The organism is Pedobacter endophyticus (assembly GCF_015679185.1).
In the GTDB taxonomy this organism is placed as follows: domain Bacteria; phylum Bacteroidota; class Bacteroidia; order Sphingobacteriales; family Sphingobacteriaceae; genus Pedobacter; species Pedobacter endophyticus.
This window is the reverse complement of record NZ_CP064939.1, coordinates 2,463,370-2,477,496: the sequence shown is the minus strand read 5'-3', so window position 1 is coordinate 2,477,496 and position 14,127 is coordinate 2,463,370. Positions and strand designations below refer to the sequence as shown.

Here is a 14,127-nt window from a genome sequence, read left to right as displayed (position 1 = left end):
CCTATGAACGTTTGCGTTAAACGCACTGCCTTTGCTTTCCCTTCCCACTTCTTCGGAAGGGATGTAAAGACAAAAATGCTGCTGACACTAACAGGGAGAGGTTTAAAGCAACAAGACTAAAGCGACAAGTCACCCGCTCTCCTTCGGGGAGGGTTGGGGTGGCTCTGCAAAGAACATGAATGCCAGTGCAAGGAACCTGAATGCCAGTGCAATGAACCTGAATGCCAGTGCAAAGAACATGAATGCCAGTGCAATGAACCTGAATGCCAGTGCAAGGAACCTGAGTGCCAGTGCGATGAACCTGAATGCCAGTGCAAGGAACCTGAATGCCAGTGCAATGAACCTGAATGCCAGTGCAATGAGCCTGAATGCCAGTGCAAGGAACATGAATGCCAGTGCAAAGAACATGAATGCCAGTGCAAAGAACACGAGTGCCAGTGCAAGGAACCTGAATGCCAGTGCAAAGGAAGATTTAGTCGGGAAGTCGGAGGTCCGAAAGTCCGAAGACAAGGTGATAAGCCGAAAGCCGTACAAATGTCTTGATACTTGATACTCGCTACTGATACTTGATACTCGCTACTTGATACTAATATTATAAAAATGCAAGAAAGACTCATGACTTCAAACTCACGACTTACGACTAAAATAAAAGCCTGTCTCTTCGATTTAGATGGCGTACTGGTCGATACGGCGGTTTACCACTATCAAGCCTGGAAGCGCTTAGCCAATTCGATGGGCTTCGATTTTACAGAGGTACAAAACGAGCAGTTAAAAGGGGTAAGTAGGGTAGAAAGCTTAAACAAAATTTTGGCCTGGGGCGAAGTAGAAAAGACCGACGCTGAAAAAGAAGAACTGGCCGCCTTAAAAAACGGGTGGTATGTAGACATGATTACCAAAATGACGCCCGCCGAAGTGTTACCAGGAACAGTTGATTTTTTAACTGCCATACATCAGGCAGGTTATAAACTAGCCTTGGGTTCTGCGAGCAAAAACTCAGGAATCATTTTGGAAAAAACAAACCTCGCTCATTTTTTCGATCAGATTGTAGATGGAAATATGGTGACGAAATCGAAGCCGGATCCGGAGGTTTTCTTGAAAGGAGCAGAACTTTTGGGTTTCGCACCTGATGAGTGCGTGGTTTTCGAAGATGCAGTTGCCGGTGTTGAAGCTGCAAAACGCGGCGGGATGAAAGCCATCGGCATCGGCGAAAAAAGTGTGCTTACCGATGCAGATCTGGTGGTAAGTGGATTGGATAAATTAACGGTTAAAGATTTAGAAAGAATGGTTTAAGGTGTAGGGTTTAAGGTTTAAGGCGTGTGATCTCATGTCTCATATCTCATATCTCACTTCTCAATACTAATAAATGAAAAACTATATTAAAGCAGATGAGTGGAACATTATCGAAGAAGGCTTTGATCCACATTTAAATAAAATTTCGGAAAGTATTTTCAGTTTGGGTAACGGCCGAATGGGGCAACGTGCCAACTTTGAGGAAACTTATACGGGCGAAACCTTGTTGGGTAACTACGTTGCTGGCGTGTATTATCCCGATAAAACCCGTGTTGGCTGGTGGAAAAACGGCTATCCTGAATACTTTGCCAAAGTGTTAAATGCGGCTAACTGGGTGGGCATCGAAGTAAAACTGGACGATGAAATTTTAGATTTAGCCACCGCCCAGGTAACCGATTTTAAGCGTGTGCTTAACATGCATACAGGAGTTTTGGAGCGCACCTTTACGGCAACGCTAAAAAGCGGCAAAACCGTTAAGGTAAAAGCGACCCGTTTTTGCAGTATTGTGGATGACGAAGTTGGCGCAATCCGCTACAGCATCACACCATTAAATTTTGACGGAAAAATCACCCTGATGCCATTTATCGACGGCGACATCAAAAATCAGGACAGCAACTACGATGAAAAATTCTGGACAATGGTTGCTGATGAAATTACCGGTACAGAAGCTTACATTAAGTTGCGGACTAAAAAAACCGAGTTTGAGGTTTGCACGGGAAGTAATATTGAATTGTATAAAAATGCTGAAAAAGTAGATATCAAGGTTGAAGCTGTTCGTAAGGAAAAATTTGTAGGGCAGAGCTTTTCGGTGGATGTAAAGGCAAACGAGGAAATCACTTTGGTTAAAATCGCTGCCAATTTATCATCAGAAAATTATCCGAAAGAATCACTTTTAAAAGAGACAAAAGCAGTTATCGCCAAAGCAACAGCCAAGGGTTTTGATACTTTATTGAAAGAACAAACCGAAGCCTGGGCAACGAAGTGGGAAGAAAGCGACATCATCATTGAAGGCGATGTATCAGCCCAACAAGCCATTCGATTCAATATTTTCCAGCTTTTCCAAACTTACACGGGTAAAGATGACCGTTTAAATATCGGTCCGAAAGGCTTTACCGGCGAAAAGTACGGCGGTTCTACCTATTGGGATACCGAGGCTTATTGTGTGCCTTTTTATCTGGCCACAGCGCCACAGGAGGTAAGCAAAAATTTACTGGTTTATCGTTACAAACAACTGGATAAGGCCATCGAAAATGCGACCAAGCTAGGCTTTAAAGATGGCGCAGCATTGTACCCGATGGTAACCATGAACGGTGAAGAGTGCCACAACGAGTGGGAAATTACCTTCGAGGAAATCCATAGGAATGGAGCCATTGCTTTTGCCATTTACAACTACATCCGCTATACGGGCGATGAAAGTTATCTGTCAGATTTCGGCCTGGAAGTGTTAATTGGCATTACCCGGTTTTGGAAACAGCGTGTAAATTGGAGCAGCAATAAGCAGCAATATGTAATGCTTGGCGTTACAGGTCCGAACGAGTACGAAAACAACGTAAATAATAACTGGTACACCAATTTACTGGCTACCTGGTGCATGAAATACACCACCGAAGCTGCGGGGATTGCAAAAAAACAACAACCACAAAAATACAACAACCTGTTGAAACGCTTGAACTTTAGCGATCAGGAATTTGCCGACTGGGCCGATATCATCGAGAAGATGTACTATCCGGAAGACGAGGAAAGAGGCATCTTTTTACAGCAGGATGGGTATTTAGATAAGGAGCAGACCTTGGTTAAAGATTTACCGGCAAGCGAAAGACCGATCAACCAGAAATGGAGTTGGGACAGGATTTTACGCTCACCTTTTATTAAGCAAGCCGATGTTTTGCAAGGGCTTTATTTCTTCGAAGAGGATTACGACTTGGAAACAATCAGAAGAAACTTCGATTTTTACGAACCGCGTACCGTTCACGAAAGTTCTTTATCGCCTTGTGTGCACAGCATTTTAGCTGCTAAATTAAACGATGAGGCCCGAGCGTATGAGTTTTATTTACGCACCGCACGATTAGATTTAGATGATTATAACAACGATACCGAAGATGGCTTGCACATTACCTCAATGGCCGGAACATGGATGAGCGTGGTAGAAGGATTTGCGGGCATGCGTGTTCGGGATGGCAAATTACAGTTCAATCCTTTCTTGCCCGAAAAATGGAAATCATTTTCGTTTACTATTGGCTTTAGGGGCGCTACGCTTAAGGTAAACATCAGCGAAAACGGAATCAACATTAAAAACAATAACGACATTGCACTGGAAATTGGCATCAGAAACCAGTTGTATAAACTAGAGGGCAATGCAGAATTAGAGATCGAAGAAAGCTTGAAGAAAGAAGTCGGGAGTCCGAAGTCTGAAGTCTGAAGTCCGAAGTCGGGAAGTCCGAAGACTAAAAGCAGAAAGCTTAAAGAAGGAAGACCCGCTATTGCCGTCTAGCTTTAACTGACGGATAAAAGTAAAAGCTGAAAAGGCCCGATTGCCGTCTAGCTTCAGCTGACAGATAAAAGTTGTACAAAAGCTGAAAAGGTCCACTATTGCCGTCTAGCTTTAGCTGACGAATAAAAGTTGTACAAAAGCTGAAAAGGCCCAATTGCCGTCTAGCTTCAGCTGACGGATAAAAGTTGTACAAAAGCTGAAAAGGTCCGCTATTGCCGTCTAGCTTCAGCTGACGGATAAATGTAAAAGCTGAAAAGGCCCAATTGCCGTCTAGCTTCAGCTGACGGATAAAAGTTGTGCCAAAGCTGAAAAGGTCCGCTATTGCCGTCTAGCTTTAGCTGACGGATAAATGTTGTACAAAAGCTGAAAAGATCCGCTATTGCCGTCTAGCTTCAGCTGACGGCTGAAGTTGTACAAAAGCTGAAAAGGTCCGCTATTGCCGTCTAGCTTCAGCTGACGGATAAAAGTAAAAGCTGAAAAGGTCCGCTATTGCCGTCTAGCTTTAGCTGACGGAAATAAAACAATAAAAAATGAAGAAAAGTACAAATGTTAAAGGGTTTCAACCGCGAGCTTCGATAAGCAAAAAGCATTTTTCGGCTTCTGGCTTAACCCCTTTTGGAGAGTTAATTCTTAATTTTCATCAGAAGGGAAAAGCAAGGATTTTGACCCTTTTAATTACCTTTACAATCCTATCATTATCATCCTGCGAACAAAAAAAGAGTCAAAATATGAACGATAAGCAAATCGTTATATATCAATTATTGCCCCGTTTATTCGGGAATAAAAACACAACAAATATTCCTTACGGCACCATCGAGCAAAATGGTTCTGGCAAGTTCAACGATATTACAGATAAAGCGCTGGATGGCATTAAAGAGCTTCACGCAAACTATGTTTGGTACACTGGAGCCCTTGCCCATGCAAGTTTAACCGATTATTCGGCTTACGGCATTAAGGTAGATGATGCCGACGTGGTAAAAGGTCGTGCAGGTTCGGCATACGCCATCCGCGATTATTACGACGTTAATCCTGATTTGGCGGTTGATGTGAAGAACCGCATGAACGAGTTTGAGGAGTTAATTAAACGAACGCATGCGAAGGATTTGAAGGTGATTATCGATTTTGTTCCCAATCATGTGGCCAGAAGTTACCATTCGTACGCCAAGCCGAAGGGGGTAGTCGATTTTGGCGAAAAAGATGACCTGAATAGAAGTTTCAGCACGCAAAACGACTTCTATTACCTTCCCGGCCAACCTTTGGTAGTGCCTACAAACGGACAAAAGACACCGCTTTCGGTGTTGCAGGATGGAAAGTTCGACGAAAATCCGGCCAAAGCGACAGGCAATAACGTATTCTCAGCATCGCCTAAATATGACGACTGGTATGAAACGATCAAATTAAATTATGGTGTCGATTATCAAAACCACGAACAACAACATTTTGATCCCATTCCGCCCGTTTGGACAAAAATGCGTGATATTTTAATCTACTGGACCAATAAAGGAGTTGACGGCTTTCGCTGCGATATGGCCGAAATGGTGCCGATAGCTTTTTGGAATTGGGTTATTCCGCAGGTAAAGCAAGTTAAGCCCGATTTGATTTTCCTGGGCGAGGCTTACAATCCAAAAGTTTATAAACAATATTTAAATGAAGGCAAGTTCGATTACTTGTACGATAAGGTGGGACTTTATGATGGGTTAAAAAAGTTAATCAGGAACGAACCATCTGCAGATGTAAAAGACATTCGTCGGGTATGGCAGGTAGAAAGCGCTGGTTTTGGCAAACATATGTTGCGCTTTTTAGAAAACCACGATGAAGAACGCATTGCATCGGCAGGCTTTGCAGGAAAGGCCGAACTGGCCTTACCTGCAATGGTAGTTTCGGCAACGCTTGGCGCTGGCCCCGTAATGCTATATTTTGGTCAGGAAGTTGGCGAGCCCGGAAAAGGACAAGAGGGTTTTGGTGGAGACGATAACCGCACCACCATCTTCGATTATTGGGGCGTTCCGAACCATCAGAAATGGATGAACGGAGGCTTATTTGACGGTGGTAAATTAGATGAAGCACAACAAAATTTAAGAGCCTATTACAAGCAGTTGCTAAAAGTGACCTCAACAAGCGATGCTGTTTTACATGGCGATATTTACGATGTTCCGCAAACAGGGAATATGAATAACCGCATGTATGCGTTTATTCGGTATTCGGCAAATCAGCGCCTGTTGGTCGTAGCCAATTTTGATAGAAATCAAACGCTGGAGGCCAACATCGAAATCCCCGACGACATTTTGAAAGTGAAGCATTCGTCGCCCGTTACCGATTTATTAACAGATAAAAAATTAAATATACCGGCAGGAACAAGCATACCGGTAAAACTTGCACCCGTTACGGCGCAGGTGATAGAATTTTAGAGAAATTAACCGCTAAGGTAAAGCCATTTCGTCATTGCGAGGTACGAAGCAATCTCATTAGCGAAGTAGATTGCTTCGTGCCTCGCAATGACGACCGTTTATATACTTTGTAGGTGAAACCAAATATAAAACCAAATTAAAGGACAAAACAAACCCAAATATAATGAGCTTAAAAACAGTATTCGAGAATCCGAAATTAACGCTTGCGCAAATCATCAACATGAGTGTGGGCTTTTTCGGTATTCAATTTGGTTGGGATTTACAGCGTGCCAACATGGGGCGTATTTACGAAAACCTCGGCGCCAATCCCGATCAGGTACCCTTATTGTTTTTGGCCGCTCCGCTAACAGGTCTTTTGGTGCAGCCTATTATCGGTTATTTGAGCGATCGGACCTGGCATCCAAAATGGGGCAGAAGAAGACCCTATTTTATGATCGGCGCCATTGTAAGCAGTATTGCGCTCATTTTTATGCCGCACAGCAGCGTATTGTGGATGGCCGCCGGCTTGCTCTGGATTTTGGATGTTTTCGGCAACATTGCTATGGAGCCATTTCGTGCTTTTGTTACCGATAAACTGCCCGATAGCCAGGTAAATCGTGGTTTCATTATGCAAAGTATGATGATTGGCTTAGGTGGAAGTGTGGCCTCTGCCTTACCTTGGCTAATGAAAAACGTATTTAATCTGCAAAATACCGCCGAACAAGGCAGTATTCCGGAAAACGTAAAGTTCTCTTTTTACATCGGTGCATTTTTCTTTTTTGCCGCCGTTTTATGGACGGTTTTTACCACTAAAGAATACCCACCTCAAAATCCAGACTTTAAAGAAAAACTGGATAAAAACAGCAGCGGCTTTTTGGGTGGCGCAAACGAAATACTTCATGCACTCCGCAACATGCCCAAGCGCATGCAAATCGTATCCCTCGTTCAGTTTTTTACCTGGCCGGGCCTCTTTTTAATGTGGTTTTATTACACCACGGCAGTAGCAGTAAATGTTTTTGGAGGCAAAGATGCCGCAGATCCTGTTTATGCGCAAGGCGCCGATTTCGGTAGTTTAACACTCGCCTATTATAGCGTGATTACTTTCTTGTTTGCGCTGGTGTTACCTAAAATTGCCGATGCATTGGGCAGAAAAACAACGCATGCGCTGTGCCTTATCTGTGGTGCAATCGGTTTAATCAGCGTAGCCTGGGTGCACGATAAAAACATGTTGTATTTATGCATGACGGGTGTTGGCATTGCCTGGGCAAGTATTCTCTCCATGCCGTATGCCATGCTAAGCGGTTCGCTGCCCAAAGATAAAATCGGGATTTACATGGGCATTTTCAATTTTTTTATCGTACTGCCAGAGATTATTGCTTCGCTCGGTTTTGGCTGGTTAATGCGCAACGTTTTAAATAATGATCGACTTTTGGCGGTTCAGTTGGGTGGCGGATTAATGATTCTGGCCGCCGTAATCTGCTATTTGTTTATTAGAGAGCCTAAGAAAACAAACGCGGTTTTAACAACAGAACTTAAGATCGAAGAAAACAGATCGGTTTAACAAATTTCGTCATTGCCCCAAAGGGGCTACCTTGTAGCGAGGCGGGATAAGAGCGAGCCGAAGCAATCTCATTCACAAAGTAGTTCGCTTCGTTCTCCAAGAAATCGGAGTTAACGCATGACCGCTTCGTCCTGCTGAATTCATTTCAGCATCTTTCATGCTTAGCGTTCGTGCTAAATAGATCCCAAGCCAAGCTGAGGATGACGACCGTTCATGGTGAGTGCATATATGCTTAAAGGATATCAAAAACGTCATCCTCATTTTCTTCAGGGCACAACCCTGATGGGTAATCGCGATGACGAAAGGCTGAGATAAGTCATCGGATGCATACCTACATAGGCATACATTCACCCTATGACTTTAGATCGGTGCAATCAACTAAATCAGTGAAATCAAACCAGAGGAAAACCAAAATGAAAAAAATTATTTATTTACTGCTGCTAGTAACAGCGTTTAATGCAGCCTGTAAAAAAGCAGCAAATGGAGGCAATGACCCGATACCAACCAATACCGAGTTGCCCGCCGGGGCCAAAGATGGTGTTGCATTTATCAATAACGGCACATCCGCAATTGTTACGCTTTACGCACCGGGAAAGAATTCGGTATCGTTAATTGGCGACTTCAACGATTGGTCGACCGCGGCAAACGTTATGAAAAAAACGCCGGACGGGAACACCTGGTGGGTTCAAATCGATAACCTTAACCCAAATACAGAATATGCTTACCAGTTTTATGTTGATGGAAGTTTGAAGGTTGCCGATCCGTATTGCGAGAAAGTGCTCGATCCGAACAACGACCAATACATCTCTCCATCAGTTTACCCCAATTTAAAAACTTATCCAACCGGAAAAACGACGGGGATTGTAAGTGTAATGCAGGCCAATCAGCCCACTTATACATGGAAAAATACCAGTTTTACCCGTCCCGCTAAAAACAATTTGGTGATTTATGAATTATTGATTCGCGATTTTACCACCGAACATAGTTATGCCTCAACGTTGGCAAAGCTCGATTATTTAAGCGGGTTGGGGATTAATGCCATCGAATTAATGCCTGTTAACGAGTTTGAAGGAAATTTAAGCTGGGGCTATAATCCGTCGTTTTATTTTGCACCCGACAAATATTACGGTACTAAAGTGGCGTTGCAAAACTTTATCGACGAATGCCACGGCAAAGGAATTGCAGTAATTTTAGATATGGTTTTGAACCATTCGTTCGGTCAATCGCCAATGGTGCAATTGTATTTTGATGGGGCCAAGCCTACAGCCAGTAGCCCTTGGTTCAATGTAGATGCCAAACATCCTTTTAATGTAGGCTACGATTTTAATCATGAAAGCGCCGCAACCAAAAAGTTTTCGAAAGATGTGATGAAATTCTGGATGCAGCAGTACAAAATTGATGGTTTTCGCTTCGATTTATCGAAAGGCTTTACGCAAACTCAGTCATCGGGCGATGATGTGTTTAGGAAATACGATGCCGGGCGGATAGCCATTTGGAAAGATTACAACAATTACATCAAAAGCATCGACCCAAATTTATATGTGATTCTAGAGCATTTTGCCGAAGAATCCGAAGAAAAAGTGTTGGCTGATGAAGGTATGATGCTTTGGAACAACCTTAACTACAACATGAATGAGGCCACGATGGGTTGGTTGAGCAATTCTAATTTTCAATGGGGCTTTTATGCCAATCACGGTTTTTCGAAATCAGAAAACCTCGTTAGCTATGCCGAAAGTCACGATGAAGAACGTCTGAACTTTAAAAACCTTGAATACGGAAATGCCTCGGGCAATTATGTAATAAAAGGAAATTTGGCCACTGCTTTAAAGCGGGCGGAACTTGCAGCAGCGTTCTTGTTCGCCGTTCCCGGGCCGAAAATGATTTGGCAATTTGGCGAGTTGGGTTACGATATCCGTATAGATTTTAACGAGAGAACGGGCGAAAAGCCAATTAAATGGGAATATTACAGCGAACCGAATCGCAGGGCTTTGTATGATGCCTACGCGAAGTTTATCCGACTGAAAAAGAACAATAGCATTTTCAATGCTACCACTTCGAGTTGCAATTTGGCTGGCGGAATTAAGTACATCAAATTGGTTGAAGGGAGCAATACTGTTTTGGTGGTAGGTAATTTCGATGTGGTGAACCAAACGGCGAGTATCGATTTTGGCGCTTCGGGAACATGGCTTGATGCGGTTGGAAACAACATTAATTTGGCTTCGGGCACCTACTCGGCAACGCTGGCGCCCGGAGAATACCATATTTTTAGCAAAACAGCTTTAAAATAATCTACAAAGATACTAACTCGTCGTAGCGTCTCCGATGCTATTAAGTTAAGCTTATCAATTGTCAGTCTTTTCGTTTATCCTTAATTTAATGGCATTGGTAGCGTCACGCTACGACATATATTTATCCTTAACTCAATGACTTTGCGCTTTCGCCAGATGAATTTTAGTAAGGCGCTTTAAGATATCTTTGTATTTCATTTAAATTTAGCCGCAGATTAGCAGATTAGTTTACAAAATCTGTCAATCTGCGGCTTTTTTAGTTACAATCTTAATGATTTTCGTTAATATTGTTTTAACAACTAATCATCCTTAATGAATAACAAATTAGCGCATCACTTACTGTGGGAAAGGCTTCGTGCCGGAGATAAGGATGCATTTTTTGATCTCTATAAGGAACTCTATTATCCGCTGGTCAATTTTGGGATCAGGGTGTGTGCAGATTCAGACACATCAAGCGAAGCCACCGACCTCGTTTTTACCACCGTTTGGGAAAAACACGATACACTTAATCGTGTAGATAACGTTGAAGCTTACCTCCGCACATTTTTAAAGCGAAAGCTGCTCAGGATTTTGGAGCGCAAACGCAAGGTAAGCGACGCACTGTTGAACGCAGGTGCTGATGGTGAGTGGATGGAAATGAGCTACGAGGAGTTTATCGTTAAGGTGCAAAGCGATGAACTCGTAAAGCACCAGCTAAAAAATGCCCTCGAAAAACTTACCTTTCGGCAAAAACAGTTAATTCATTTAAAGTTTTTTGAAGGCTTGAGTTACGAGCAAATTGCCGAACAAAGCAATCAAACCATCAAAACGGCATATAATACCATTTACGATGCGTTGAAGATTTTAAGGAAAGAGTTTAACGCTTAGTGTGTTATCTCGAGTGGGATTTTCCAGACGTCATCTCGACTGAAACCTACCTTTATTCGTCATCTCGACCGAAGTGCTCCATAGGAGCTCCTACGGAGGAGAGATCTTTGCATCTAAATTGCGGCAACCATCTTTAAAAGATTTCTCGGCTGCGCTCGAAAAGACGGCCTGTGGATTGATCGTCATCTCGACTGAAACGGAGAGATCTTTGCACCTAAAGCGCGGCAACCATCTTTAAAAGATTTCTCGGCTCTGCTCGAAAGGACGACCTGTGGATTGATGGTCATCTCGACTGAAACGCTCCAAAGGAGCTCCTTGGGAGGAGAGATCTTTGCACCTAAAGCGCGGCAACCATCTTTAAAAGATTTCTCGGCTACGCTCGAAAAGACGGCCTGTGGATTGATCGTCATCTCGACTGAAACGCTCCAAAGGAGCTCCTTGGGAGGAGAGATCTTTGTACCTAGAGTGCAGCAATCACTTTTAAAAGATTTCTCGGCTACGCTCGAAAAGACGACCTGTGGTTTGATCGTCATCACGGCTGGAACTTCTCATATCGTCATCTCGACTGGAACGGAGAGATCTTCGTCGCTTACTACCATGATTGAATTTCCGGAGACAAATCTGTCCAATCTTTGTTTAGGGAGGCTATTAGACGTTCCTTTTTTCCTCTGTTCCATTTTTTCAATTGTTTTTCCCTGGCAATTGCCTCTTCAATTGAAGGATACATTTCGTAGTAAATGCAAACTGATAAATTATATTTTGCGGTAAAAGACTTGGGATCAAGCTTGTCTCTATGTTGAATAATCCTTGCTTGTAAATCTGAGGTTACTCCAATGTAGAGTGTTGTTCTTAAAAAGTTAGTCATGATGTAAATACAGCCGCCTCGTTCCATAATGCATGTTTTATTTAAGGTACGAAAGTTTTAAGGAACTATCCTTAAAAGATTTCTCGGCTGCGCTCGAAAAGACGACCGGTGGATTTGTCGTCATCTCGATTGAAAGGAAGAGATCTTTGTACCTAAAGTGCGGCAACCATCTTTAAAAGATTTCTCGGCTGCGCTCGAAAGGACGACCGGTGGATTTGTCGTCATCTCGACTGAAACGGAGAGATCTTTGCACCTAAAGCGCGGCAACCATCTTTAAAAGATTTCTCGGCTACGCTCGAAAAGACGGCCTGTGGATTGATCGTCATCTCGATTGAAAGGAAGAGATCTTTGTACCTAAATTGCGGCAATCATCTTCAGAAGATTTCTCGGCTGCGCTCGAAAGGACGAGCCGTGGATTGGCCGTTAACTTGGCCAGAACTCCTCATATCGTCATCTCGACTGGAACGGAGAGATCTTCGTCGCTTACTACCATGATTGAATTTCCGGTGACAAATCTGTCCAATCTTTGTTTAGGGAGTCTATTAGACGTTCCTTTTTTCCTCTGTTCCATTTTTTCAATTGTTTTTCCCTGGCAATTGCCTCTTCAATTGAAGGATACATTTCGTAATAAATGCAAATCGATAAATTATATTTTGCGGTAAAAGACTTGGGATCAAGCTTGTCTCTATGTTGAATAATCCTTGCTTGTAAATCTGAGGTTACTCCAATGTAGAGTGTTGTTCTTAAAAAGTTAGTCATGATGTAAATACAGCCGCCTCGTTCCATAATGCATGTTTTATTTAAGGTACGAAAGTTTTAAGGAACTATCCTTAAAAGATTTCTCGGCTGCGCTCGAAAGGACGACCGGTGGATTTGTCGTCATCTCGATTGAAAGGAAGAGATCTTTGTACCTAAATTGCGGCAATCATCTTCAGAAGATTTCTCGGCTGCGCTCGAAAGGACGAGCCGGTGGATCTGTCGTCATCTCGACTGAAACGCTCCAAAGGAGCTCCTTGGGGAGGAGAGATCTTTGTACCTAAAGTGCGGCAACCATCTTTAAAAGATTTCTCGGACTGCGCTCGAAAAGACGGATTTTCTAGCTGCGCTAGCACGGTCCATCTTTAAAAGATTTCGCGGCTGCCTACCCGCGGTCAGGCGGGCGCTCGAAAAGACGATTCATTCTTAAAACATTTCGGCTTATTAAAAAAAAGTTAAAAAATCTTTAGGAAAAAGTAACCTTTTTCGGCACTGATATATAAAAGGCAAATAGTAATGGTTGATAGAAGTGAGTTCAATGCAGAAGATTTCCTTGTCGATAGTACATTTCAGCAATATTGTGCCGGAACCGACGAGCTATGCATCGAATATTGGGAGAAATATATAAAAGCCCATCCTGAGCAGTTGCAAGTGATAACCGAAGCAAAAAATCTATATTCAATTTTAAGCGGCAATCGGCGCAAGTTAACGGAACAAGTGGAAAACCTCGGTAAAAAGCTATTTCCGCAAGGTAAAATAGAAACGCGTAGCAGTTTTCTCTGGTTAAAAATTGCCGCAACAATAGTCGTTATTATCGCTGCAACACTGGCTTACCTAAGCTACAACAGGTTTAAGGCTCAGGAACAAACGGAAGAAGTTTTTACATGGGCAACTCAAAGTGGCGAACGGAAAAAAATTCGCTTATCAGACGGAACCGTTGTCATGTTAAATGCCAAAAGTGCGCTGTCAATAGTAAAGGGATTTGGCAAAGAAAGACGCGAGGTTAACTTAACCGGCGAGGCGTTTTTCGATGTAGTGCATTGCAAGGATGTTCCCTTTCAGGTTCATACGAGCGAATTTAATATCAATGTTTTGGGTACTGCTTTTAATGTAAAGGCTTATCCTGATGAGACCACTTCGGAAGCAACCTTGATTAGAGGATTAATTACCATGGAGGCCGTTAACGGAAGCGGCATTATCACCTTAAAACCCAGCCAAAAGGTAACGGTATACAAAAATGCGCTTCAACCTCAAAAAAGGGCAAAACTGGTAAAGCCATCGTTATCAAGGCCAGAAATTACAATTAACCATTATACTTTAATTAAGGACAGTACAATAGTAGAAACCGCCTGGACCAAAAACCGCATTGAAATTTACGATCAGGATTTTGATGAAATAAAGGGCGCCCTTGAAAAGTGGTATAATGTGAAAATAAAATTTACCAATGCCGAAGTCGAAAAATATCGCTTCACCGCAACTTTTAGCAATGAAACAATCGAACAAGCACTATCTGCCTTGCAAAAGGTGGAGAACTTTAAATATGAGATTAAAGGAGATTTAGTAATCATCTCAAAGTAGAATAAAAAAAGGACGGTGTTGGAGCACCGCCCTTTGAACATTTT

At 42.8% G+C, this 14,127-nt stretch carries 10 protein-coding genes; 8 read left to right on the top strand and 2 right to left on the bottom strand.

The genetic code is table 11. The features are described from left to right. Window positions 1-175: 175 nt before the first annotated feature. The 7 genes from IZT61_RS09915 (at window position 176) to IZT61_RS09885 (ending at window position 10,884) form a co-directional block, all read left to right on the top strand. Window positions 176-550 carry a hypothetical protein gene (locus IZT61_RS09915; RefSeq protein ID WP_196100980.1) on the top strand — a complete coding sequence of 125 codons (375 nt, stop codon included), beginning with the start codon at window positions 176-178 and terminating at the stop codon, window positions 548-550. 50 nt (window positions 551-600) lie between these two features. Beyond that, a complete protein-coding gene (gene pgmB, locus IZT61_RS09910) occupies window positions 601-1,290 on the top strand; it encodes a beta-phosphoglucomutase (RefSeq protein ID WP_196100979.1) in 690 nt (229 codons plus the stop codon). A gap of 73 nt (window positions 1,291-1,363) precedes the next feature. Then, window positions 1,364-3,709 (top strand): glycoside hydrolase family 65 protein, encoded by a 2,346-nt coding sequence (locus tag IZT61_RS09905; protein WP_196100978.1) that lies wholly within the window; start codon window positions 1,364-1,366, stop codon window positions 3,707-3,709. Window positions 3,710-4,311: 602 nt separating this feature from the next. Next, the gene (locus IZT61_RS09900) at window positions 4,312-6,189 is read left to right on the top strand and encodes an alpha-amylase family protein (protein WP_196100977.1); all 1,878 of its coding nucleotides are present in this window, start codon (window positions 4,312-4,314) and stop codon (window positions 6,187-6,189) included. A 163-nt stretch (window positions 6,190-6,352) separates the two neighbouring features. Beyond that, window positions 6,353-7,729 carry an MFS transporter gene (locus tag IZT61_RS09895; protein ID WP_196100976.1) on the top strand — a complete coding sequence of 459 codons (1,377 nt, stop codon included), beginning with the start codon at window positions 6,353-6,355 and terminating at the stop codon, window positions 7,727-7,729. 413 nt (window positions 7,730-8,142) lie between these two features. Then, complete coding sequence (locus tag IZT61_RS09890) at window positions 8,143-10,017, top strand: alpha-amylase family glycosyl hydrolase (RefSeq protein ID WP_196100975.1); 1,875 nt, start codon at window positions 8,143-8,145, stop codon at window positions 10,015-10,017. Between the two features lie 312 nt (window positions 10,018-10,329). After that, complete coding sequence (locus tag IZT61_RS09885) at window positions 10,330-10,884, top strand: RNA polymerase sigma factor (protein WP_196100974.1); 555 nt, start codon at window positions 10,330-10,332, stop codon at window positions 10,882-10,884. 592 nt (window positions 10,885-11,476) lie between these two features. Here the strand turns inward: IZT61_RS09885 and IZT61_RS09880 are convergent. Continuing rightward, window positions 11,477-11,749, bottom strand: coding sequence for a GIY-YIG nuclease family protein (locus IZT61_RS09880; RefSeq protein WP_230383929.1), 273 nt, complete (start codon window positions 11,747-11,749; stop codon window positions 11,477-11,479). A gap of 486 nt (window positions 11,750-12,235) precedes the next feature. After that, complete coding sequence (locus tag IZT61_RS09875) at window positions 12,236-12,508, bottom strand: GIY-YIG nuclease family protein (RefSeq protein ID WP_230383928.1); 273 nt, start codon at window positions 12,506-12,508, stop codon at window positions 12,236-12,238. Window positions 12,509-13,021: 513 nt separating this feature from the next. On the opposite strand from IZT61_RS09875, the gene IZT61_RS09870 reads away from it, so the two are divergent. Next, complete coding sequence (locus tag IZT61_RS09870) at window positions 13,022-14,083, top strand: FecR family protein (protein WP_196100971.1); 1,062 nt, start codon at window positions 13,022-13,024, stop codon at window positions 14,081-14,083. The last annotated feature ends 44 nt before the right edge of the window (window positions 14,084-14,127 follow it).

Excerpts from the sequence above, each read along its gene's own strand:
- IZT61_RS09890 (WP_196100975.1), top strand. The coding sequence starts at position 8,143 with ATGAAAAAAATTATTTATTTACTGCTGCTAGTAACAGCGTTTAATGCA.
- IZT61_RS09905 (WP_196100978.1), top strand. The coding sequence starts at position 1,364 with ATGAAAAACTATATTAAAGCAGATGAGTGGAACATTATCGAAGAAGGC.
- IZT61_RS09895 (WP_196100976.1), top strand. The coding sequence starts at position 6,353 with ATGAGCTTAAAAACAGTATTCGAGAATCCGAAATTAACGCTTGCGCAA.
- IZT61_RS09900 (WP_196100977.1), top strand. The coding sequence starts at position 4,312 with ATGAAGAAAAGTACAAATGTTAAAGGGTTTCAACCGCGAGCTTCGATA.
- IZT61_RS09915 (WP_196100980.1), top strand. The coding sequence starts at position 176 with ATGAATGCCAGTGCAAGGAACCTGAATGCCAGTGCAATGAACCTGAAT.
- pgmB (WP_196100979.1), top strand. The coding sequence starts at position 601 with ATGCAAGAAAGACTCATGACTTCAAACTCACGACTTACGACTAAAATA.
- IZT61_RS09885 (WP_196100974.1), top strand. The coding sequence starts at position 10,330 with ATGAATAACAAATTAGCGCATCACTTACTGTGGGAAAGGCTTCGTGCC.
- IZT61_RS09880 (WP_230383929.1), bottom strand. The coding sequence starts at position 11,749 with ATGACTAACTTTTTAAGAACAACACTCTACATTGGAGTAACCTCAGAT.
- IZT61_RS09875 (WP_230383928.1), bottom strand. The coding sequence starts at position 12,508 with ATGACTAACTTTTTAAGAACAACACTCTACATTGGAGTAACCTCAGAT.
- IZT61_RS09870 (WP_196100971.1), top strand. The coding sequence starts at position 13,022 with ATGGTTGATAGAAGTGAGTTCAATGCAGAAGATTTCCTTGTCGATAGT.